15 protein-coding genes and 2 pseudogenes are annotated in these 19,740 nt (G+C 59.4%); 8 read left to right on the top strand and 9 right to left on the bottom strand.

Annotated elements, in window-relative coordinates; translation table 11 throughout:
- Positions 1-124: pseudogene (locus ACB040_RS19225) on the top strand (IS1595 family transposase); the annotation flags it as partial.
- Positions 125-158: 34 nt separating this feature from the next.
- On the opposite strand, the pseudogene ACB040_RS19220 reads toward ACB040_RS19225, so the two are convergent.
- From ACB040_RS19220 to dapB, 5 genes and pseudogenes are all read right to left on the bottom strand, one after another.
- A pseudogene (locus ACB040_RS19220) lies at positions 159-1,153 on the bottom strand (IS4 family transposase).
- A 129-nt stretch (positions 1,154-1,282) separates the two neighbouring features.
- Positions 1,283-2,434, bottom strand: a complete 1,152-nt coding sequence (locus tag ACB040_RS19215; RefSeq protein ID WP_110302381.1) for a DUF1615 domain-containing protein — start codon at positions 2,432-2,434, stop codon at positions 1,283-1,285.
- 301 nt (positions 2,435-2,735) lie between these two features.
- Positions 2,736-5,960, bottom strand: a complete 3,225-nt coding sequence (carB, locus tag ACB040_RS19210) for a carbamoyl-phosphate synthase large subunit (protein WP_371156100.1) — start codon at positions 5,958-5,960, stop codon at positions 2,736-2,738.
- A 20-nt stretch (positions 5,961-5,980) separates the two neighbouring features.
- A complete protein-coding gene (gene carA, locus ACB040_RS19205; RefSeq protein ID WP_005337628.1) occupies positions 5,981-7,117 on the bottom strand; it encodes a glutamine-hydrolyzing carbamoyl-phosphate synthase small subunit in 1,137 nt (378 codons plus the stop codon).
- Between the two features lie 670 nt (positions 7,118-7,787).
- Positions 7,788-8,600: a 4-hydroxy-tetrahydrodipicolinate reductase gene (gene dapB / locus ACB040_RS19200; protein ID WP_100653417.1), complete on the bottom strand. Its 813-nt coding sequence runs from the start codon at positions 8,598-8,600 to the stop codon at positions 7,788-7,790.
- 273 nt (positions 8,601-8,873) lie between these two features.
- Here dapB and ACB040_RS19195 point away from each other — a divergent pair, with 273 nt between their 5' ends.
- From ACB040_RS19195 to serA, 5 genes are all read left to right on the top strand, one after another.
- Positions 8,874-9,854 (top strand): alpha/beta fold hydrolase, encoded by a 981-nt coding sequence (locus tag ACB040_RS19195; RefSeq protein WP_323914116.1) that lies wholly within the window; start codon positions 8,874-8,876, stop codon positions 9,852-9,854.
- A gap of 438 nt (positions 9,855-10,292) precedes the next feature.
- Positions 10,293-11,627 (top strand): Na+/H+ antiporter NhaC family protein, encoded by a 1,335-nt coding sequence (locus ACB040_RS19190; protein WP_279488014.1) that lies wholly within the window; start codon positions 10,293-10,295, stop codon positions 11,625-11,627.
- Positions 11,628-11,839: 212 nt separating this feature from the next.
- Positions 11,840-12,436 carry a 5-formyltetrahydrofolate cyclo-ligase gene (locus tag ACB040_RS19185; protein ID WP_005337635.1) on the top strand — a complete coding sequence of 199 codons (597 nt, stop codon included), beginning with the start codon at positions 11,840-11,842 and terminating at the stop codon, positions 12,434-12,436.
- Between the two features lie 161 nt (positions 12,437-12,597).
- Positions 12,598-13,251, top strand: a complete 654-nt coding sequence (gene rpiA, locus ACB040_RS19180; RefSeq protein WP_005353106.1) for a ribose-5-phosphate isomerase RpiA — start codon at positions 12,598-12,600, stop codon at positions 13,249-13,251.
- Positions 13,252-13,575: 324 nt separating this feature from the next.
- On the top strand, positions 13,576-14,808 hold the full coding sequence (serA, locus tag ACB040_RS19175; RefSeq protein ID WP_338771782.1) for a phosphoglycerate dehydrogenase: 1,233 nt from the start codon (positions 13,576-13,578) through the stop codon (positions 14,806-14,808).
- 81 nt (positions 14,809-14,889) lie between these two features.
- Here the strand turns inward: serA and ACB040_RS19170 are convergent, their stop codons facing one another.
- Positions 14,890-15,270: a diacylglycerol kinase gene (locus ACB040_RS19170; RefSeq protein WP_005337641.1), complete on the bottom strand. Its 381-nt coding sequence runs from the start codon at positions 15,268-15,270 to the stop codon at positions 14,890-14,892.
- 144 nt (positions 15,271-15,414) lie between these two features.
- On the opposite strand from ACB040_RS19170, the gene ACB040_RS19165 reads away from it, so the two are divergent.
- Together ACB040_RS19165 and aac(6') are read left to right on the top strand one after the other, a co-directional pair.
- The gene (locus ACB040_RS19165; RefSeq protein ID WP_005353109.1) at positions 15,415-16,479 is read left to right on the top strand and encodes a 3-deoxy-7-phosphoheptulonate synthase; all 1,065 of its coding nucleotides are present in this window, start codon (positions 15,415-15,417) and stop codon (positions 16,477-16,479) included.
- Between the two features lie 6 nt (positions 16,480-16,485).
- Positions 16,486-16,944, top strand: coding sequence for an aminoglycoside 6'-N-acetyltransferase (gene aac(6'), locus ACB040_RS19160; RefSeq protein WP_338771784.1), 459 nt, complete (start codon positions 16,486-16,488; stop codon positions 16,942-16,944).
- A gap of 22 nt (positions 16,945-16,966) precedes the next feature.
- Here the strand turns inward: aac(6') and ACB040_RS19155 are convergent, their stop codons facing one another.
- The 3 genes from ACB040_RS19155 to ACB040_RS19145 all read right to left on the bottom strand — a co-directional run bounded on the left by ACB040_RS19155 (position 16,967) and on the right by ACB040_RS19145 (position 19,650).
- On the bottom strand, positions 16,967-17,764 hold the full coding sequence (locus tag ACB040_RS19155) for an ATP-binding cassette domain-containing protein (RefSeq protein ID WP_338775004.1): 798 nt from the start codon (positions 17,762-17,764) through the stop codon (positions 16,967-16,969).
- A 53-nt stretch (positions 17,765-17,817) separates the two neighbouring features.
- Positions 17,818-18,825: a vitamin B12 ABC transporter permease BtuC gene (btuC, locus tag ACB040_RS19150; protein WP_371156094.1), complete on the bottom strand. Its 1,008-nt coding sequence runs from the start codon at positions 18,823-18,825 to the stop codon at positions 17,818-17,820.
- A 93-nt stretch (positions 18,826-18,918) separates the two neighbouring features.
- Positions 18,919-19,650 (bottom strand): ABC transporter substrate-binding protein, encoded by a 732-nt coding sequence (locus ACB040_RS19145; RefSeq protein ID WP_021230624.1) that lies wholly within the window; start codon positions 19,648-19,650, stop codon positions 18,919-18,921.
- Between the last annotated feature and the right edge of the window lie 90 nt (positions 19,651-19,740).

Here is a 19,740-nt window from a genome sequence, read left to right as displayed (position 1 = left end):
GCACTACCTGAAGAACTACCTGGGTTGGCGCAGGATGCTGGAGCGTTACGGAAAAGGCGTAAATATCAAAGCATGTTTGCATGAGGCGCTGGGGCGCCCCATGCAACACGTCATTTGGACATAGCCATAAAAAATGCCACCTTGCGGCTGTCTCTTGATCACAACTGTTGACGCTCAAGAGACAGCGCCAGTTCATAGCCTTCAAGGAGGGTCTGTAACCTAAACCAGCCCTCCCATAACACCGCTATCGAGGCTCGCCCCGTGCGCTTGGTGTCCTTCCAGCCCCCCAGTATCGCTAGGCTCTTGTACGCCCACGCCATATCGGGGGCTTCATTTGGCAGGGCCCTCTTCTCCATCTTCAACCACAGCAGCTTCCAGCTCTTTGTGTCCAGCAGCCCTTGGTAGCTCTCTCCCTGCGCGGCAGACTCCTCTTTGATAAATCGCAACTGCAGCAACCGCACCGCGAGAAAGGCCAGGATGACGCTCATACGCGTCAGGTTCTCCCGGCTCTGCATCCTCAACGCCTCGACCCGCGTGCCTGCACTCTTCCAGACCTTGTGGTAATCCTCGATGAGCCAGCGCCGCTCGTAATGACGTTGGCCATGGCGCTGCCAAGCCGGGTGGAGAGTGTCTTGGCGGTTTGCTCCCACTTGTAGCTCTCTTTCTCCTGATAGGGGCGGGTCGCATATTAGGCACGCTGTCCTCGTTTGCTGACATCGCGGGTCCAGATTTGCTGGGCGGCCAAGCCCACCACCTTGCGCTCGTGCGGCGCGAACAGCAGCACGGAGTGAGCCTGCAGGGCGCGACTGCTGCCCTGGTTGGTGTGGCCCTACTCGTCTCTGACACTGGCATGATTGAAGGTAAGGGCCGTGGTGTCTTCCAGCGCCAACAAGAGGGAATGGTCTCTGGCATGGGCGGCGGTGACGGCAAAGCCGGCGTTGGCAATGGCCTCGGCACTGACATGTGGGCTGCGAATGAAGCGGTATGCGCCCTCCATATCAGCAGGTGAGAGGGGAAGGTGTGACACACAATCTCATGGTTGGTGAGCAAGGGCAGTGGCGAGGGCCACCTGCCTTCTGGTGCGTCTTGGGTCGTTGAGGTTGGCGTTGCCAAACTGTGTCAGCGTCCAGTGCGCCGGTTGAGTGAAGGGCATGTTAGAACCAGGGAAGAGAGCGATGAAAGGTTCAGATCACAGAATGGGAGAGATGTTCAAAAAAATCCCCAAGCGATGCTTGGGGATTTTTGTATAAGAAACAGGCCAATTGGCCGCCCTTGATGCTTCTTACCGAATCGTCGCCATCTGCCGCACGCAGCGCTGCTCTCTGTCATCCACCCGCTTGGCAAACCAGGCGGTGGTGAGGTTGCGGGTGATTTTTGGGCTCTTTAGCTGTATGCCGGGCAGGATGGCGCGGGGCAGTCGCTTGCCCGCTTGCTTGTCGGCCAGGGTAAAGATGCGATGGTAGAGATCAGTCTCGGCAAATTCGGCGGTATCCCCTTTGCGCAGGCTCTGGTGGATCGCCTGTTTGCTCATATTGACCCGGTTGGCGAGGGTGTAGACGGCCAGCTCGGTGTTGCCCGGTAGATCCGAGTCATAGCGGATCAGATCCCCGTCCAGCGCCAGAGTTTTGCCACTCAGGCGGCTGACGGCGGCCTGAAAAGCGGCATTGCGGCTGGCGTACCAGCCGGCGTTGAAGTCGGCAAAACGGTAGAGGGTATCCGGGTAGTCGACGGGATAACCGAAGATATGCTTGGTGCCAAACCAGATGCCGCCGCGACGGGTAAAGACTTCGTGGCGAATGGAGTCCTTGATTGGATAGGGGTAGCCACGGGCGTTGGCCTCGGCAAAGGCGATGCTCACCTGCATCGGGCCACCGGTATGCACCGGGTTGAGGTTGCCAAACAGCGTCTTGCCCATCGGCAGCATGCTGATCATATCTTCGAAGATTTCACTCATCTCCCGCTCGGTACGCAACTTGTCGATCCGCTCGGCGTAGCTCTTGCCGGTGGGCGAGTTGATGGAGAGCGCGGCCCGCACCATAAATTCGGGGATCAGCAGCTTGGCGGCCCGTGAGTTGATCTCTTTCCAGGCGATCTTGCCAAGGCCCGGCACCACGGGGTCGGCCTGATAAGTGGCTTCCTGCTCCGCCACCGCCAGCACGCTACAGACATTGTGATCATTGACCGTCACCCCCTGGGTGGTGAGCGCTGTCACCACGTCGTTGGCCCACCCCTGTTTGTCCGGCACCTGACGGGGCAAGAAACGCACGATGCGGCTCTTCATATCCGCCGGTTTGCGCGGCTGCATGGCAGGCGGCGTTTTGGGGTTACTCACGCTCGCCTCTTTGGTGGGCGCGGAGGCGGGATCACTGGCACAACCGGCCAGCAACAAGGCAGAGCAGAAGGCAAGAAGACGACAGGAAGGCAAAGCGGTCATAAGCATGTCCATTTTTTGTAGGCCCTACAGGCAGCGCCGCTGGCACTGCACTGACAAGCAAAGTGGGGCCATTGTAGAGGATTGCCTGCCGCAGTTGAAACCCGCGCTCGCAGCATCCCCTCCCCTTGCCAGCTTTTGCCACCCCACGCGCCATCCGTTGTCTGCGATGCGGAACTCATGACCTTCCTCAATGGCTCACCCGGCCAGAACCGTACGGTGAGCGACAGATAAAAAGAAACCCCCGCCATCGCTGGCGGGGGTTGGTCGTCTGGCAAGTCGGGCTGATGCCCGCTGCAAACGCTTAGCGGTTTTTCACCTTCTGGTGCAGCTCCTGCACCGAGTTGACATTGGCGGTGGCATCCACGCTGATGGCCATGCAGGTGGCAAACGCCTCATTCATGGTGGTGGTATACGCCACCTTGTTCTGCAAGGCGGCGCGACGCAGCTGCTTGGAGTCCTGGATCGCCACCCGCCCTTCGGCGGTGTTGACGATGTAGGTGTACTCGCCATTCTTGATGCGGTCGAGAATGTGCGGGCGACCTTCGTGCACCTTGTTGACCAGGCGCGGGTTGATGCTCGCCTCACCCAGCGCGACCGCGGTGCCGTGAGTGGCATCCAGCTCGTAGCCCAGCTCCAGCAGCTTGGCAGCCAAGTCAACCACCTGCGCCTTGTCGCTGTGACGCACTGACAAGAGGGCACGACCCTCTTTCGGTACGGCGTGGTTGGCACCCAGCTGCGCCTTGGCATAGGCCTCGGCAAAGCTGCTGCCCACCCCCATAACCTCACCGGTAGAACGCATCTCTGGCCCCAGCAGCGGGTCAACCCCCGGGAACTTGGCAAACGGCAGTACCACCTCTTTCACCGAGTAGTAGGGCGGGATGATCTCTTTGGTGAAGCCCTGTTCTTGCAGCGACTGACCGGCCATCACACGGGCGGCAATCTTGGCCAGCGGAGCACCGGTCGCCTTGGAGACAAACGGCACGGTACGGGCGGCACGCGGGTTCACCTCGATGAGGTAGATGTCATCGCCCTTGACCGCGAACTGCACGTTCATCAGGCCGATAACGCCGAGCTCCAGCGCCAGCTTGCGCACCTGCTCGCGGATCTCGTCCTGAATTTTCTTGGACAATGTATAGGGAGGCAGGGAGCAACCGGAGTCACCGGAGTGAATACCGGCCTGCTCGATGTGCTCCATGATGCCGCCGATGACCACATCGGTGCCGTCGCAGATGGCATCCACGTCCAGCTCGGTCGCATCGTCCAGGAAGCGGTCCAGCAGTACCGGCGATTCGTTGGAGACGCTCACCGCCTCGGCGAAGTAGCGACGCAGATCCTGCTCGTCATAGACGATTTCCATGGCGCGGCCACCCAGCACGTAGGAGGGGCGAACCACCAGCGGGTAGGTAATGCGCTCGGCCAGCAGCACGGCCTGCTCCAGCGCGGTGACGGTGCCGTTTTCCGGCTGCTTGAGGCCGAGGCGCTCGACAGCAGACTGGAAGCGCTCGCGGTCTTCGGCGCGGTCGATGGCATCCGGGCTGGTACCGATGATCGGCACGCCGTTGGCTTCCAGTGCACGGGCCAGTTTCAGCGGGGTCTGGCCACCGTACTGAACGATGACGCCCTTGGGTTTTTCGATGCGCACGATTTCCAGCACATCTTCCAGGGTCACCGGCTCGAAGTAGAGACGATCCGAAGTGTCGTAATCGGTGGAGACGGTCTCCGGGTTGCAGTTGACCATGATGGTCTCGTAACCATCTTCGCGCAGGGCCAGCGCCGCGTGCACACAGCAGTAGTCAAACTCGATACCCTGACCGATACGGTTCGGGCCGCCGCCGATGATCATGATCTTGTCGCGGTTGCTCGGGGCCGCTTCGCACTCCTCGTCATAGCTGGAGTACATGTAGGCGGTGTTGGTGGCGAACTCGGCGGCGCAGGTATCGACCCGCTTGTAGACCGGGAAGATGTTGTGGCGGGCGCGCAGTTTGCGCACTTCCCCTTCGGCCACGCCGAGGATCTTGGCCAGACGGGCATCGGCAAAGCCTTTGCGCTTGAGGGCACGCAGGAAGTCGGCATCGAGACCGGCCATGCCGCGCTCTTTCACCTCTTCTTCCAGCTTCACCAGATCTTCAATCTGTACCAGGAACCAGGGGTCAATCTTGGTCAGCTTGAAGATGCCATCCATGGAGAGACCGGCGCGGAACGCATCGGCGATGTAGAAGATACGGTCGCTACCTGCATCCTGCAGCTCGTGACGGATGCGGGTCAGGGAGTCCGGGGCATTGAGGTCAACCATGGGGTCGAAGCCGGTTTTGCCGGTCTCGAGGCTGCGCAGGGCCTTGTGCAGGGACTCCTGGAAGTTGCGGCCGATGGCCATCACTTCACCGACCGACTTCATCTGGGTCGTCAGACGGTCGTTGGCACCGGCGAATTTTTCGAAGTTGAAGCGCGGCACCTTGGTGACCACGTAGTCGATGGCCGGCTCGAAGGAGGCCGGAGTGCGACCGCCGGTGATGTCGTTCATCAGCTCGTCTAGGGTGTAACCGATGGCGAGCTTGGCGGCGATCTTGGCGATGGGGAAACCGGTCGCCTTGGAGGCCAGCGCGGAGGAGCGCGACACCCGCGGGTTCATCTCGATGATGACCATGCGACCATCTTTCGGGTTGATACCGAACTGGACGTTGGAGCCGCCGGTCTCGACGCCGATCTCGCGCAGCACCGCCATGGAGGCGTTGCGCATCAGCTGGTACTCCTTGTCGGTCAGCGTCTGGGCTGGCGCGACCGTGATGGAGTCACCGGTGTGGATACCCATGGGGTCGAAGTTTTCGATGGCGCAGACGATGATGCAGTTGTCGTTGCGATCCCGCACCACTTCCATCTCGTACTCTTTCCAGCCGATCAGCGACTCGTCGATGAGCAGCTCTTTGGTCGGCGACAAGTCCAGACCGCGCTCGCAGATCTCGACGAACTCTTCGGTGTTGTAGGCGATGCCGCCACCCGAGCCGCCCATGGTAAAGGAGGGACGGATGATACAGGGGAAGCCGACCATCTGCTGCACGCCCCACGCCTCTTCCATGTTGTGGGCGATGCCGGCACGCGGGCACTCGAGGCCAATGCTGCGCATCGCCTTGTCAAAGCGGGAGCGATCTTCGGCCTTGTCGATGGCGTCGGCGGTGGCACCGATCATCTCGACACCGAACTCGGCCAGCACGCCATGCTTCTCCAGCGCCAGTGCGCAGTTAAGCGCAGTCTGGCCGCCCATGGTGGGCAGGATGGCGTCCGGGCGCTCTTTCTTGATGATTTCGCGCACCATTTCCCAGGTGATGGGCTCGATGTAGGTGGCGTCTGCCATCTCCGGGTCGGTCATGATGGTGGCCGGGTTGGAGTTGACCAGAATGACGCGGTAGCCCTCCTCGCGCAGGGCTTTGCACGCCTGGGCGCCGGAGTAGTCAAATTCGCAGGCTTGGCCGATGACGATGGGGCCGGCGCCGAGGATCAGGATGCTCTGAAGGTCATTACGTTTTGGCATGAAACTCTTTCCTCTATTTCTTAGGCGCGATACTGCTTAATCAATTCAATAAAGTGGTCAAAAAGACCGGCACAGTCGTGCGGGCCCGGGCTCGCTTCGGGGTGCCCCTGGAAGCTGAAGGCCGGACGGTCGGTGCGATGGATACCTTGCAGGGAACCATCGAACAGGGAGACGTGGGTGGCGCGCAGGCAATCCGGCAGGCTGTTCTCGTCTACCGCAAAGCCGTGGTTCTGAGCGGTGATCATGACGGTGTTGTCATCGAGGCTCTTCACCGGATGGTTGGCGCCGTGGTGGCCAAACTTCATCTTGACGGTCTTGGCACCGGAGGCCAGACCCAGCAGCTGGTGACCCAGACAGATGCCGAATACCGGCGTGTTGGTATTAAGGAAAGCCTTGATGGCCTCGATGGCGTAGTCGCACGGCTCGGGGTCGCCGGGGCCGTTGGAGAGGAAGATGCCATCCGGGTTCATCGCCAGTACCTCGGCGGCCGGGGTCTTGGCAGGCACCACGGTCAGGCGGCAGCCACGGTCAACCAGCATCCGCAGGATGTTGCGCTTGACGCCAAAGTCATAGGCTACCACGTGGTATTTCAGCTGGTCGGCATCCGGGGTGACGTGCCCCTTGCCAAGCTGCCAGCTCCCTTCGGTCCAGTTGTACGCCTCACCAACCGTCACCTCTTTGGCCAGATCCATCCCCTTCAGACCGGGGAAGGCGCGGGCCTGTTCGAGGGCATAGGCTTCATCGACCTGTTTCCCGGCCAGAATGCAGCCAGCCTGAGCGCCTTTCTCGCGCAGGATGCGGGTCAGTTTGCGGGTGTCGATGTCGGCGATGCCAACGATGTTGTGAGACTTGAGGTATTCGGAGAGGGATTGCTGATTGCGGAAATTGGAGGCAAGTATCGGAAGGTCCCGGATGATCAATCCCTGAGCATGGATCTGACTGGACTCTTCATCTTCGCTGTTGGTGCCGGTGTTGCCTATATGGGGGTAAGTGAGGGTGACGATCTGACGGGAATAAGAGGGATCGGTGAGGATTTCCTGATAGCCCGTCATCGACGTATTGAAAACCACTTCACCAACGGAACATCCCTCGGCGCCTATCGACACGCCTTTGAACACAGTTCCATCTTCCAGCACTAGCAATGCAGTGTGATTCAAGACAACCTCCAGTTATTTAGCTTTAAATTCAGCAATTTACCTGGGTGTTGCGGGCTCGGTTCCGGTCTTGGACAGGACTCGAACCCGGCAGATTTCTGGCAAATTGGGCGCATTCTACTTAAAAAAAGTGGCATTTCAACGTCTTTTCTCAGATGAAATGCATCTAAATTCAATAAAAAAGCAACATTACCCATTATCTATGCACTTAATCGCTTTGCAACCCCCTCCCGCGAAAGAAAAGGAAAAACCACCATCAAAAGATGCCACCAAGCCAGCGATAACGACAAAAACAAACAAAAAAACCAATTAAAACAATGGTTTTTATTTTTACACAAAAAACATTAATGACAAATTCAACGCTTTTACGATGACAAGAGTGAACATGAAAAATGGAAAACGTTTTTCTGTGTTTGAATTTTTAGTCTTTTCCAGTTCGTGTAAAAAAATGGCTTTATCCGCCATAAAGATGCTCAAATCTGTTACCTGGTGATGACATTCAGGAAGGAAAAATCTGGCGGATAACGCAATAGTGTGATTTATAAGGAGTTCAGTTAAAAATTGCAGGCAGCGTGTCTTTTTACACAAAATCTGGCTGACTGACAGCAAAAACCCCGGCAAGCCGGGGTTTTTCACTGGGGTAGCAGTAGTACGAAAGTGCCGCTCAGAGGCATCACTTGAGATTGAGCACATCCTGCATGTCATAAAGACCGGCCCCCTGCTGACCAAGCCACTTGCCCGCCCGCACAGCACCGTTGGCGAAGGTCAGGCGGCTGGAGGCCTTGTGGCTGATCTCCACCCGCTCGCCGATATCGGCAAACATGACGGTATGCTCCCCCACCAGATCGCCGGCGCGAATGGTGGCAAAGCCGATAGTGTTGCGATCCCGCTCGCCAGTGATCCCCTCGCGGCCATAGACGGCGCACTCTTTCAGATCCCGGCCCAGCGTTTTGGCGACCACTTCCCCCATGGAGAGCGCGGTACCGGATGGCGCATCCACCTTGTGGCGATGGTGGCCTTCGATGATCTCGATGTCGGTGTAATCCCCCATCACCTTGGCGGCCTGCTCCAGCAGTTTGAACACCAGGTTGACCCCGACCGAGTAGTTGGAGGCGAACACGATACCGATCTGCTTGCCAGCCTCTTTCAGAGCAGCCTTGCCTGCATCGTCAAAACCGGTGGTGCCGATCACCATCTGCTTGTGGTGGGCCAGCGCAAAGGCCAGATTGGCCAGGGTCACCTCGGGGCGGGTGAAGTCGATGATGAGATCAAACTCGTCACACACCTTGTCCAGACTATCGCTGATGGCCACACCCAGATGGCCCAGCCCATTGAGCTCACCGGCATCGAGGCCGATCACCGCCGAGCCCGGCCGCTCCAGCGCAGCCCCGACCACCACGCCATCGGTGTTGGTGATGGCCTCCAGCAGCACCTTGCCCATACGACCATTACAGCCCATCACGGCCACACGGATCGGATTGTCCATCTCCACCCTCTCATCTCTTTTAATTATGGAAAGAGACCGTTTTACCAGCCCGCGCCGGGTTTGAAAAGCCATGATGCCACCACTCCTTGCTGCACTCGCCAACGGCAGCGCCCACTGGCTGGCCAAGAACTTCCTTTTGGTCACAGGCCGTTTTTCATCGTCTCACTCCATCATTTGGCAGACCGGGTGCCATCTGATAGGTTCGAACGAGTGAAATGCCAGCATAAGCAAAATCAGGGCAACGCCCGTGTCGATATCAAATGAGGTGCAAGGATGAGCGCAGGATTGCTGTTTGCTGTGGGGTTGATATCACTGACCCTGGTCATGCTGGCCGCGGCTCTGCTGTTTGGCGGGCCGAGTCCGGCACCGGCGATGGCCAGCATCAACGACCCTTTCAAGGGGAGTGGCTGGAGCAACATGCCACCTCTCTCAAGATACCCGGCGCGTGACGGCACGCAGCTGGCCTATCGGCACTATGGCGCAGAGGGCAATACGAAGAACAACAAGGTCAAGGGCAGCGTGGTACTGGTTCACGGCTCTTCTGCCAGCAGTCAAAGCATGCACAAGATGGCGAACGCCTTTTCGCAAGCGGGATATGACGCCTACGCCCTCGATATTCGGGGCCATGGCGCATCGGGCGACAAAGGCACCATTGCCTACATCGGCCAGCTTGAAGACGATCTGGAAGATTTCATCAAGTCGGTGGCCCCCGCCAAGCCTGCAACACTCGTCGGCTTCTCGTCAGGGGGTGGCTTTGTGCTGCGCGTTGCTGGCAGCACGCGACAAACCCTGTTCGAGAGCTATCTGCTGCTCTCCCCCTATCTTGGCCCCACCGCCGCCAACTACCGGCCCAACAGCGGTGGCTGGGTGCGTGTCGGCTTGCCTCGCCTCATCGCCCTGAGCATCCTCAACGGTTTCCATATTTCCGCACTCAACCATCTGACCGTGCTGAACTTTGCCCTCAATGATGAGGCGAAATCCCTGCTGACCCCCTCTTACTCCTTCAACCTTGCCTCGAACTTTCAGCCAGAGCGCGACTATCAGCAGAATTTACGCAATGTGCAACGCCCCTGCGCCGTGATCGCGGGTGCAAATGACGAAGCCTTCCAAACAGATCAACTTGAACCTGAGTTAAGACGTCTCGGCATCTCCTGGCCTGTCACCCTGCTGCCCGGAATTGGCCACATTCCGCTGACGCTGGAACAGGATGCCATTGCGACAGCCGTTCAGGCGGTAGAGAAACTGACACAGTAACCACACAGACAAGATCTTGTGTCCACGCGTTCTGGAAATATCCGTACCATGCTCACGTAGAGATAGAGAGAGGTGCGGCTGACGTTTGGCTGCGGGAGAAATCCCCAAGATGGCATGCAGAGATCTTATCGTTTACCTCTTTCCTTATTAAAGACACGCGATACCCCCAGATACCCGCGGACTGCGCCAGAACAGCAATGAACAATAAACAGCGCTAACTTATTTTTCCGAATATTCTTTGGATATCTCAATAACACCAGAATCATCAAACAAAAACACCTATCCATCTGGACGTCTATCTTGACCAAGCGAGGTTGACTCACTACTGTGGGCACCCCAATGCGGCAGGATGCCCGCCCTGTTTTCCCCCTATCCCTATCCGATACAGGTACAAAGCAGTTTATGACAGGAGGTCATTGTTCAATTTCAGAGGAACACATGATCCAGATCCAACCCAGTGCCAGGGCCTTGTTGCCACTTCTGGTTTTTCTCGCACTCTTTATCGGTACCGGTACTTGGCTGACCCTGCAGGGGGTCGAATTCGCCTTCTATCAGCTGCCCGCTCCGGTTGCTGCCCTGCCTGCGGTGATGCTCGCCCTGATGCTTGGCAAGGAGAGCTTCAACAGCAATCTGGAGACCTTCTTCAAGGGGGTCGGCCACAGCAATATCATGGCGATGTGCCTTATCTATCTGCTGGCGGGCGCCTTTGCCAGCGTGGCCAAGGCCACCGGCGGGGTTGATGCTACTGTGGCGCTGGGCCTGTCGCTCATCCCTGGCTGGGCGCTGTTGCCCGGGCTGTTCCTCATCTCTGCCTTTATTGCTACCGCTATGGGCACCTCCATGGGCACCATAGGTGCAGTGGCGCCGGTCGCGCTGGGCGTGGCGCAGGCGGCCGGAATCGATCCTGTGCTGATGGCAGGCACCATTCTCTCCGGCGCCATGTTTGGCGATAACCTCTCCATCATCTCCGACACCACCATAGCAGCAACCCGCAGTCAGGGGTGCGAGATGAAGGACAAGTTCCGCGAGAACTTCAAGATTGCGGCCCCTGCCGCCATCGCGGTGATCCTGCTCTATCTGACCCTGGGCTCAGTGGGTGAATCCCCTGCCAGCGGCAGCGCCATCGAGCTGTTCAAGGTGATGCCTTATCTGCTGATCCTGGGGCTGGCACTCGCCGGAGTAAATGTGTTTGTGGTGCTGGGGATCGGTATTCTGGCCGCCGGAGTGGTGGGCATGATCAACGGCTACGCCATCGGTCAGTTCAGCAAGGATATCTATCAGGGCTTTACCGGCATGCAGGAGATCTTCCTGCTCTCCATGCTGATCGGCGGTCTCGGCGCCCTGATGGAACGTCAGGGTGGACTGGCATGGATCAGCGAGCGCATCAGCGCCCTGATTGCCCGTTTCACTCGCGAGCACAATGGTGAACAGAACGAGAAAGCCGCCGAGCTCGGCATCGCCGGGGTGGTGAGCCTCACCAACCTCTGCACCGCCAACAATACGGTGGCTATTATCGTCGCCAGCAAGGTAGCCCGGGATCTGGCCGAACACCACGGTGTCACCCCGCGCCGCGCCGCCTCCATGCTCGATATTTTCTCCTGCGTGGTACAGGGTCTGATCCCCTGGGGCGCACAGGCGCTGCTGCTGGGATCCATCTTCGCCCTGTCGCCGTTGTCGGTAGTGAGCATGAGTTTCTACCCGATGGCACTCGCGGTAGCGGCACTCATTGCAGTGTTTGTGAAGCACCAGATGCGCGGCAAGGCTGACAAGTAACTGACCAGAGTCTGGCGCGCCGACATGCCATCAACAGGGGCCACACCCTGGCCCTTGTTGACTCACTAACGGATCAGCCAGCATTTATCCCACCGTTCCGGGCATCAGCCGTCCGGGGCGGGAGTTCCCCTGTCCCCCTTAACGTCAAGAGTGAATGTGCTAAGGTAGAGCGCGTTCAAGCCATCGATGCGCAGCTATACCAGAGGTTCCCCATGCATGAGTCCCAACCCGAACGTCAATCCCTGCGCCAACTGGTTCGTCAACGCCGCAAAAATCTGAGTCCGGCCGAGCAGCAAGCGGCGGCCCAACAGCTGCTGGCCCAGTTCAAGCAACACCCCGAGATCCTCGCCGCCAAACGGATTGCCCTCTATCTGGCCAATGACGGGGAGATCAACCCCTTGCCCACCATCCATTGGCTGTGGGCCCAGCACAAAGAGGTCTACCTGCCGGTGCTCCACCCCTTTACTCCGGGTCACCTGCTCTTTTTGCGCTATACCGCCACCAGCCCCATGGTGCGCAACCGCTACGGAATCGAAGAGCCGGAGCTGGATATCCTGCAGGTGGTGCCCCACAGCACGCTCGATCTTATCTGCACCCCGCTGGTCGCCTTCGATGCTCAAGGTAATCGCCTTGGCATGGGGGGCGGCTACTACGATCGCACTCTCGCCATCTGGCATGAGCACAAACTGGGCCCCAAGCCACTCGGTATTGCCCACGACTGCCAGCAGGTAGATGCCGTCCCGCAAGAGGAGTGGGATGTGCCGCTGCCCCAGATCATCACCCCGAGCCACTGCTGGCGCTTTGAATAGGCTGTTTTTGGCAGGCAGTCCCTGCTTTGTGCGCGCAAACGCAGAATAAACAGGCAAACGATTTACAAAGTCCCTCTTTTTGCCCAGGAACGTGAGCAACAAGGTCGCGACGGGGTACCGGGTTGGATATAATGCGCCCGCTTTTTTCTTAAGGAACGATCATGACTCAAGATGAAATGAAGAAGGCGGCCGGTTGGGCTGCGCTCAAGTATGTGGTTCCCGGCACCATCGTCGGGGTGGGCACCGGCTCTACCGTCAACCACTTTATCGACGCGCTGGCGACCATGAAGGACGAGATCAAGGGGGCGGTATCCAGCTCCGTGGCCTCTACCGAGCGCCTCAAGGGCTTCGGCATCACCGTATATGATCTCAACGAGATCGACGCCCTCTCCGTCTATGTGGATGGCGCCGACGAGATCAACGCAACCCGCGACATGATCAAGGGTGGTGGCGCAGCCCTAACCCGCGAGAAGATCGTTGCCGCCGTCGCTGACAAGTTCATCTGCATCATCGACAACACCAAGACCGTCGACGTGCTGGGCCAGTTCCCGCTGCCGGTCGAAGTGATCCCGATGGCCCGCGAATACGTGGCCCGCGAAATTCGCAAACTGGGTGGCAACCCGGTGTGGCGTGAAGGGGTCGTCACCGACAACGGCAACCACATTCTGGATGTGAAAGGCATGGCCATTACCGACGCCAAGGCGCTGGAAGTACGACTGAACGCCATTGTTGGTGTGGTCACCAACGGCCTGTTCGCCGCCCGCGGCGCCGATGTTGTCCTGATCGGTACGCCGGACGGCGTGATTACCCAGTAATCCCGACACCGGCAACACAGTGCAGCGGCATCCTCCCTCGCACGCCAGCGTCACTCTGCCACCTCTGACGCAGCAGCGGCGTTGATTGAGCCCTGGGATGGGATATGACCCAAACATTGCACTGTGAATAAATGACGGCGCCTGATGGCGCCGTTTTTATTTATCCCTCAACAAGTTGCATACGGATGTTTACAACATTCGTTGATAACTTCAAAGAATTTGACTTTCGTCACAAATATTCCCTCTCCCAAACGTTTTTGCTACTTTACGGTTTTCTTCGCACACCAAATCTGCACTTACGTTTGCACATACAGAGGGATCGTCATGACTGCCAAGTTTTCGTTGGACAAGGATAAAATCAAGGTTCTGCTGCTGGAGGGGGTTCACCCCAACACCGTAGAGACCTTTCGTGCCGCAGGTTACACCAGTGTGGAGTATCTCAAGACCTCGCTCTCCGAAGAGGAGCTGATCGAGCAGATCCGCGACGTCCATTTCATCGGGCTGCGCTCCCGCACCCAGATCACCGAGAAAGTCCTCGACGCCGCCAACAAGCTGGTCGCCATCGGCTGCTTCTGCATCGGTACCAACCAGGTCGAGTTGGAAGCGGCCCAGCTCCGCGGTATTCCGGTCTTCAACGCCCCCTTCTCCAACACCCGTTCGGTCGCCGAGCTGGTACTGGGCGAGATCCTGCTGCTGCTGCGCGGCATCCCCGAGAAAAACGCCAAGTGCCATCGCGGCGTGTGGGAAAAACTGGCCAACCGCTCGGTGGAAGCGCGCGGCAAGAAGCTTGGCATCATCGGCTACGGCCACATCGGTACCCAGCTTGGCATCATCGCCGAGAGCATCGGCATGAAGGTTTATTACTACGATATCGAGAACAAGCTCTCGCTGGGTAACGCCATCCAGGTGCCGAGCATGGTCGAGCTGCTCAATATGTCTGACGTCATCAGCCTGCACGTGCCGGAGACCGCCTCCACCAAGAACATGATCGGTGCCGAGCAGCTGCGGATGATGAAACCGGGCGCCATCTTCATCAACGCCGCCCGCGGTACCGTGGTGGATATCGATGCGCTGGCTGACGTCATCAAGAGCGGCCATATTGCCGGCGCCGCCATCGACGTCTTCCCGGTCGAGCCCAAATCCAATGACGAGGAGTTCCAAAGCCCGCTGCGTGGGCTGGAGAACGTCATCCTGACCCCGCACATCGGTGGCACCACCCATGAGGCGCAGGAGAACATCGGGCTGGAAGTGGCCAACAAGCTGGTCAAATACTCCGACAACGGCTCCACCCTCTCCGCCGTCAACTTCCCGGAAGTGTCGCTGCCGGGCCACAAGGGCTCCAGCCGCCTGCTGCACATTCACCGCAACCAGCCGGGCGTGATGAACCAGATCAACCAGATCTTCGCCGAAGAGGGGATCAACATCGCCGGTCAATACCTGCAGACCAGCAGCCATATCGGTTACGTGGTGATCGACGTGGAGACCGAGCACAGCGAGAAGGCGCTCGCCAAGCTCAAGGAGATCAACGGCACCATCCGCGCCCGCATCCTCCACTGATAGACCCTTATCTGCGCAGCAAAAAGCCCGTCGTGATGACGGGCTTTTGTATGAAGCAGAACCTCAAAGCAGCGTGATGGCTTACCACCACCCCAACAGGTTGCGGCCTACCAGCGCGCCCCACACCAGGGCATTGAGGGCCAACGCGATAAAGACGGCGGCAGAACCGAGATCCTTGGCGCGACCGGAGAGCTCGTGATGTTCGGAGCCAACCCTGTCTACCACAGCTTCAATGGCGGAGTTGAGGATCTCGACAATCACCACCAGCCAGCTGATGACGATAAGCAGCAGGATCTGGTTGAGAGAATCCCCCAGCCAGAAGGCCAGCGGCATCAGCAACAGGATCAGCATCAGCTCCTGCCGAAACGCCGCCTCGTTAATCCAGGCTGACTTGAGCCCCTTCATGCTGTAACCGGTTGCGTTGATGATGCGGGTGACCCCGGTTGCCCCTGGCTTTGCCACGCTAACTACCTCATTTGGAATCGATTTTGGCCTCACATCCTATCAGAGCCCCCCAAGGTTTCAATCAGGGGACTTTTGCTTTATTTTATCTCTTTGCTTTTTCGCCCCTTGCGGCTGACACCACCCACTCGAGACTTGAGTTGTATGTCCATTCACACAGATGAATTGCGCACCCGTCGCCTGGAGTCACTGATCACTCCGAGCGAGCTTGCACACGCGTTTCCGATCACCGATACCATTGCCCAGAATCTGCTGGATGCCCGTCGCGAAGTGGAAGCCATTCTGGCCGGAGACGATCAGCGCCTGCTGGTCATTGTCGGCCCCTGCTCTATCCATGATCCCGCTGCTGCTCGCGAGTATGCCCAGCGCCTCAACGCCCTGCGCGAGCAGTATAAAGAGAGCCTCTGCATCGTGATGCGCACCTACTTCGAGAAGCCGCGCACCATCGTCGGCTGGAAAGGGCTCATCAACGATCCGCGCCTCGATGGCAGCTTCGACGTCAACGAAGGGCTGAAACTGGCGCGCAAACTGCTGGTCGACATCAACGAGATCGGCATGCCCACCGCCACCGAATTCCTCGATATGGTGACCGGCCAGTATATTGCCGACCTCATCACCTGGGGCGCTATCGGCGCTCGCACCACCGAATCCCAGGTACACCGCGAGATGGCTTCGGCCCTCTCCTGCCCGGTCGGCTTCAAGAACGGCACCGACGGCAATACCCGCATCGCCATCGATGCGGTACGCGCCGCCCGCCACAGCCACATCTTCTATTCGCCGGACAAAGACGGCAAGATGACCATCTACCGCACCGCCGGTAACCCCTTTGGTCATGTGATCCTGCGTGGCGGCCACCGACCCAACTACGACACCGCCAGTGTCGATGAAGCCTGTGAAGCGTTGGCCGATGTGGGCCTGCCGGAGCGTCTGGTGGTCGATTTCAGCCACGGCAACAGCATGAAGGATCACCGCCGTCAGCTGCTGGTGGCGCAAGATATCTGCGATCAGCTGCGCCGCGGCCGTACCGGCATCGCCGGCATCATGGCCGAAAGCTTCCTGGTGGAAGGGCGTCAGGATGTGGAGAACGGCTGCGCCGCCACCTTTGGCCAGAGCATCACAGATGCCTGCCTATCATGGAGCGACACCGAAACCCTACTGGCGATGCTGGCAGAGGCTGCACTGGTACGCCTTGCCAAGCGGCAAGCCTGAGCCCCGATGACAAATATCGGCTGGCAGATAGTCCCCCTCGACGAGACGCTGCTGGCGCAGTGGGCAACCCTGCGCCAGCAGCTGTGGCCGCACCACGCACTTTCGGCCCACCTGCAGGAAGGGGTTGAGATGTTGGCCAATGCACATCTCAACGCCTTTCTGGCGCTGGATGAGCAGAGTCAGGCGGTAGGCTTTGCCGATGCAGCCCTGCGCCACGATTACGTGAATGGCTGCAACAGCAGCCCTGTGATCTATCTGGAAGGGGTCTATGTGCAACAGGCCTCGCGCCAGCGTGGGGTGGCCCAAGCCTTGATCGCTCAGGTGGCGCAGTGGGGCCGCGAGCTGGGTTGCCGGGAACTGGCCTCCGATGCCGCCATCGACAATCTTGACTCGCAGCAGATGCACCAACAACTCGGCTTTGCCGAAACGGAGCGAGTCGTATTCTTCAAAAAGGCCCTCGGCTGACGCCAAGGGCCTTTCTTGTTTCTCACAAACTGGGCATAAACCACACGCGCCCTGCCGCTTCGATGCGGTCGGTGCGGATCTGGAATACCTGCGCCAGTAGCGCCTCATCCACCAGCTCGACACCCCCTTCGCGCACCACCGCGCCCCCTTGCAGGCAGAGAATGCGGTCGGCCCAGTCGATGGCCAGATTGATATCGTGGATGGCGAGCACCACCAGCAAGCCCTGCCCGGCCAGGGTTTTCAGCAACCGCAATAGCGCCAGCTGGTGATGCAGGTCGAGCCCCGCCAGCGGTTCATCCAGCAGCAGCACCTTGCCGGTCGGATTGAGGCTCGGCCACACCTGCAGCAGGGTGCGGGCAATCAGCACCCGCTGCTGCTCGCCCCCCGACAACCGGCTGAAGTCACGAGCCAGCAAAGCTTCCAGCTCCAATGCCTCGCACAATGCATTTATCGCCTCGTTCTGTCTGGCGGGTGCAACCATCTCATCGAACCCCAGGCTCAACACCTGAAACACCGGAATATGAAACAGCTGGGGCTGACGCTGGGGCAGCATGGCGCGCCGTTTGGCAAGCTCGGGCCAACTCAGGTCAGCAAGCACTTCCCCCCCCAGCAGCACTGTGCCCTCGGCTGGCAAAATCCCCGCCAACGCACCGAGCAGGGTCGACTTGCCACTGCCATTGGGGCCAAGCAGCGCCACCAACTGGCCGCCATGCCAGCGGATATCCAGGGGAGAGAGCCGTCCGGCAATGGCGAGTGCGCGCGCCTCCAGCAGCGGCGCAGCAGCACGAGAAGAAACCGGCATGGGATCAGCGGGTGACATCGGCATCTTGCCTCAACAACGGGTAAATAAGGAGACTGCGCGCCCCGACCAAATCATGCAGCACCATCGGCAGTTTGCCTCAATAGCAGGTAGATAAAGAGCGGCGCCCCCACCGAGGCGGTGATGACGCCGATAGGCAACTCCCCCGCGCTCAGGGTGGATCGAGCAACCAGATCGGCCGCCAGCAGCAGGGCCCCGCCGCCGAGCGCCGAGGCGGGCAGCAGGAAGCGCTGATCGCTGCCACCGCAGAGCCGCAGCAGATGGGGCACCACCAACCCGACAAAACCGATGACACCACACAACGACACCGCCACACCGGTCAGCAGACAGACCGCCAGCACCAGCCGCCCCCGCATCTTGTCGACATCCATCCCCATCAGGCGGGCCTGAGTCTCCCCCAACAACAACTGTTGCAGCGCCTTGCCCTGCCAACAGAGCCAGCCCAGGGTGAGCGGCAGCACCAGCCACCACCAGCCGAACTGCTGGCTGCCGTAAGAGAGGCTCCCCATCATCCAGAACATGAATTCACGCAAGGAGCCGTCGTCGGCAAAGTACATCAACCAGGTCATGGCGGCATTGGTAAGAATACCGATGGCGACGCCAAACAACAGCAAGCGAGCATGACCGAGACGCGCCCGGCGAGCCAGCCGAATGAGCAGCATGGTCACCAGCAGGGCGCCACCAAAGGCCGCCAGCGACAGCCCCCAGCCGGGCAGATAGAGGCCGAGGGACTTGGCCACCGCCATCGCCACCATGGCAGCCAGTCCTGCTCCGCTCGAGACACCAAGCAGCCCGGGCTCCGCCACCGGATTGTGCAGCATCACCTGCAATACGGCGCCGCCACAGGCAAGGGCGGCGCCAGCCAATAGGGCCAGCAAGGCACGCGGCAGACGCAGCTCCAGCAAGATGCGCTGTTCGAGATCGCCAAGGGGCTGCCAGGGCAGCAGCACAAACTCGCCCCAGACGAGGGAGAAGAGAAACAGCAGCAAGGTCAGCAGCGTCAGGCCACAGAGCCAGCGCCGCTGCCAGCGCTGCTGGCGGGCGATAAGGGAGAGGTACAAGGATGATCCCCGAATAACAAGGCTTCTCCCCCTGTCGCAGCGCCGGGGGAGAAGCAGGAAAAGGGCATGATAACAGTGGCTTGCCACCCAAGGTCAAGGCTGGTAACGCTTTGCCATCACGCTTATCTCGCCGCTGGCCACCAGATTTTGCAGCGCCACCAGCAAGGGCTGGCGCAGCGACTGGTGAGGTGAGTGCTTGCTCATCCCCAGATAGAGGGTCACCGGCGTGGCGGGGCGGTAGTCCGCCTTGCCTATCCGGCTGGCATTTCCCTGACTCAGGGCATAGTCCACCTGACAGTCGGTGCCAATCATCAGCGGCAGGTGACCGCGCTGCACCATGCGCAGCAGCTGATCTTCGGTGGGTACTCCGTGCTTGTCGAGGCGGCTGTCACTGTTGAAGGGCTCAAAGTAGGCGGAGTTGAGCACATAGCCCACCTTCACCCCCTGCAGATCGCGGTATTGGTGGATCCGGGCCACATTGACCGGCTGACCATAAAACGCGGGCCAGCACTGGTAGTAGGCAGGCTGCAGATAGTCGATAAACTGTGCCCGCTCGGCGGTATAGGCGAGGCCAATCATCAGATCGACCTGACCGGTCTGCATCTGCTTGAGCGCCCTGCCCCACGGCATCCGCCGTACCTGCAACTCAATGCCGCTCGCCTGTTGCAACCGGCGCAGGATGTCCATGTCGAGCCCCTGCAACCGGCCATCCGCTTGCAGGATGCGAAATGGCGGCCACAGATCGGTGGCCACCGTCAGCGTCGGGGCCGCACGCACCGGCATGGCAAATAACAGTAACAACACTATCCCGCATAACTTGCCCATCCCGTCGCATACCTCGCACGGCTTATCCTGTTGGTTAAAAATACCCTCCCGCACCACGTATGAAAACCCGTGGTTCAGGGATAAAATGCG

This window comes from Aeromonas sp. S11(2024) (assembly GCF_041402345.1).
Taxonomy (GTDB): domain Bacteria; phylum Pseudomonadota; class Gammaproteobacteria; order Enterobacterales; family Aeromonadaceae; genus Aeromonas; species Aeromonas veronii.
The sequence above is the reverse complement of the archived record's forward strand: the minus strand, read 5'-3'. Positions and strand labels throughout refer to the sequence as shown.

What these genes read in the sequence shown, in the direction of transcription:
- ACB040_RS19215 (WP_110302381.1), bottom strand. Translation starts at nt 2,434, where the DNA reads ATGACCGCTTTGCCTTCCTGTCGTCTTCTTGCCTTCTGCTCTGCCTTG.
- carB (WP_371156100.1), bottom strand. Translation starts at nt 5,960, where the DNA reads ATGCCAAAACGTAATGACCTTCAGAGCATCCTGATCCTCGGCGCCGGC.
- dapB (WP_100653417.1), bottom strand. Translation starts at nt 8,600, where the DNA reads ATGGACAATCCGATCCGTGTGGCCGTGATGGGCTGTAATGGTCGTATG.
- ACB040_RS19195 (WP_323914116.1), top strand. Translation starts at nt 8,874, where the DNA reads ATGAGCGCAGGATTGCTGTTTGCTGTGGGGTTGATATCACTGACCCTG.
- ACB040_RS19190 (WP_279488014.1), top strand. Translation starts at nt 10,293, where the DNA reads ATGATCCAGATCCAACCCAGTGCCAGGGCCTTGTTGCCACTTCTGGTT.
- ACB040_RS19185 (WP_005337635.1), top strand. Translation starts at nt 11,840, where the DNA reads ATGCATGAGTCCCAACCCGAACGTCAATCCCTGCGCCAACTGGTTCGT.
- rpiA (WP_005353106.1), top strand. Translation starts at nt 12,598, where the DNA reads ATGACTCAAGATGAAATGAAGAAGGCGGCCGGTTGGGCTGCGCTCAAG.
- serA (WP_338771782.1), top strand. Translation starts at nt 13,576, where the DNA reads ATGACTGCCAAGTTTTCGTTGGACAAGGATAAAATCAAGGTTCTGCTG.
- ACB040_RS19165 (WP_005353109.1), top strand. Translation starts at nt 15,415, where the DNA reads ATGTCCATTCACACAGATGAATTGCGCACCCGTCGCCTGGAGTCACTG.
- ACB040_RS19155 (WP_338775004.1), bottom strand. Translation starts at nt 17,764, where the DNA reads ATGTCACCCGCTGATCCCATGCCGGTTTCTTCTCGTGCTGCTGCGCCG.
- ACB040_RS19145 (WP_021230624.1), bottom strand. Translation starts at nt 19,650, where the DNA reads ATGGGCAAGTTATGCGGGATAGTGTTGTTACTGTTATTTGCCATGCCG.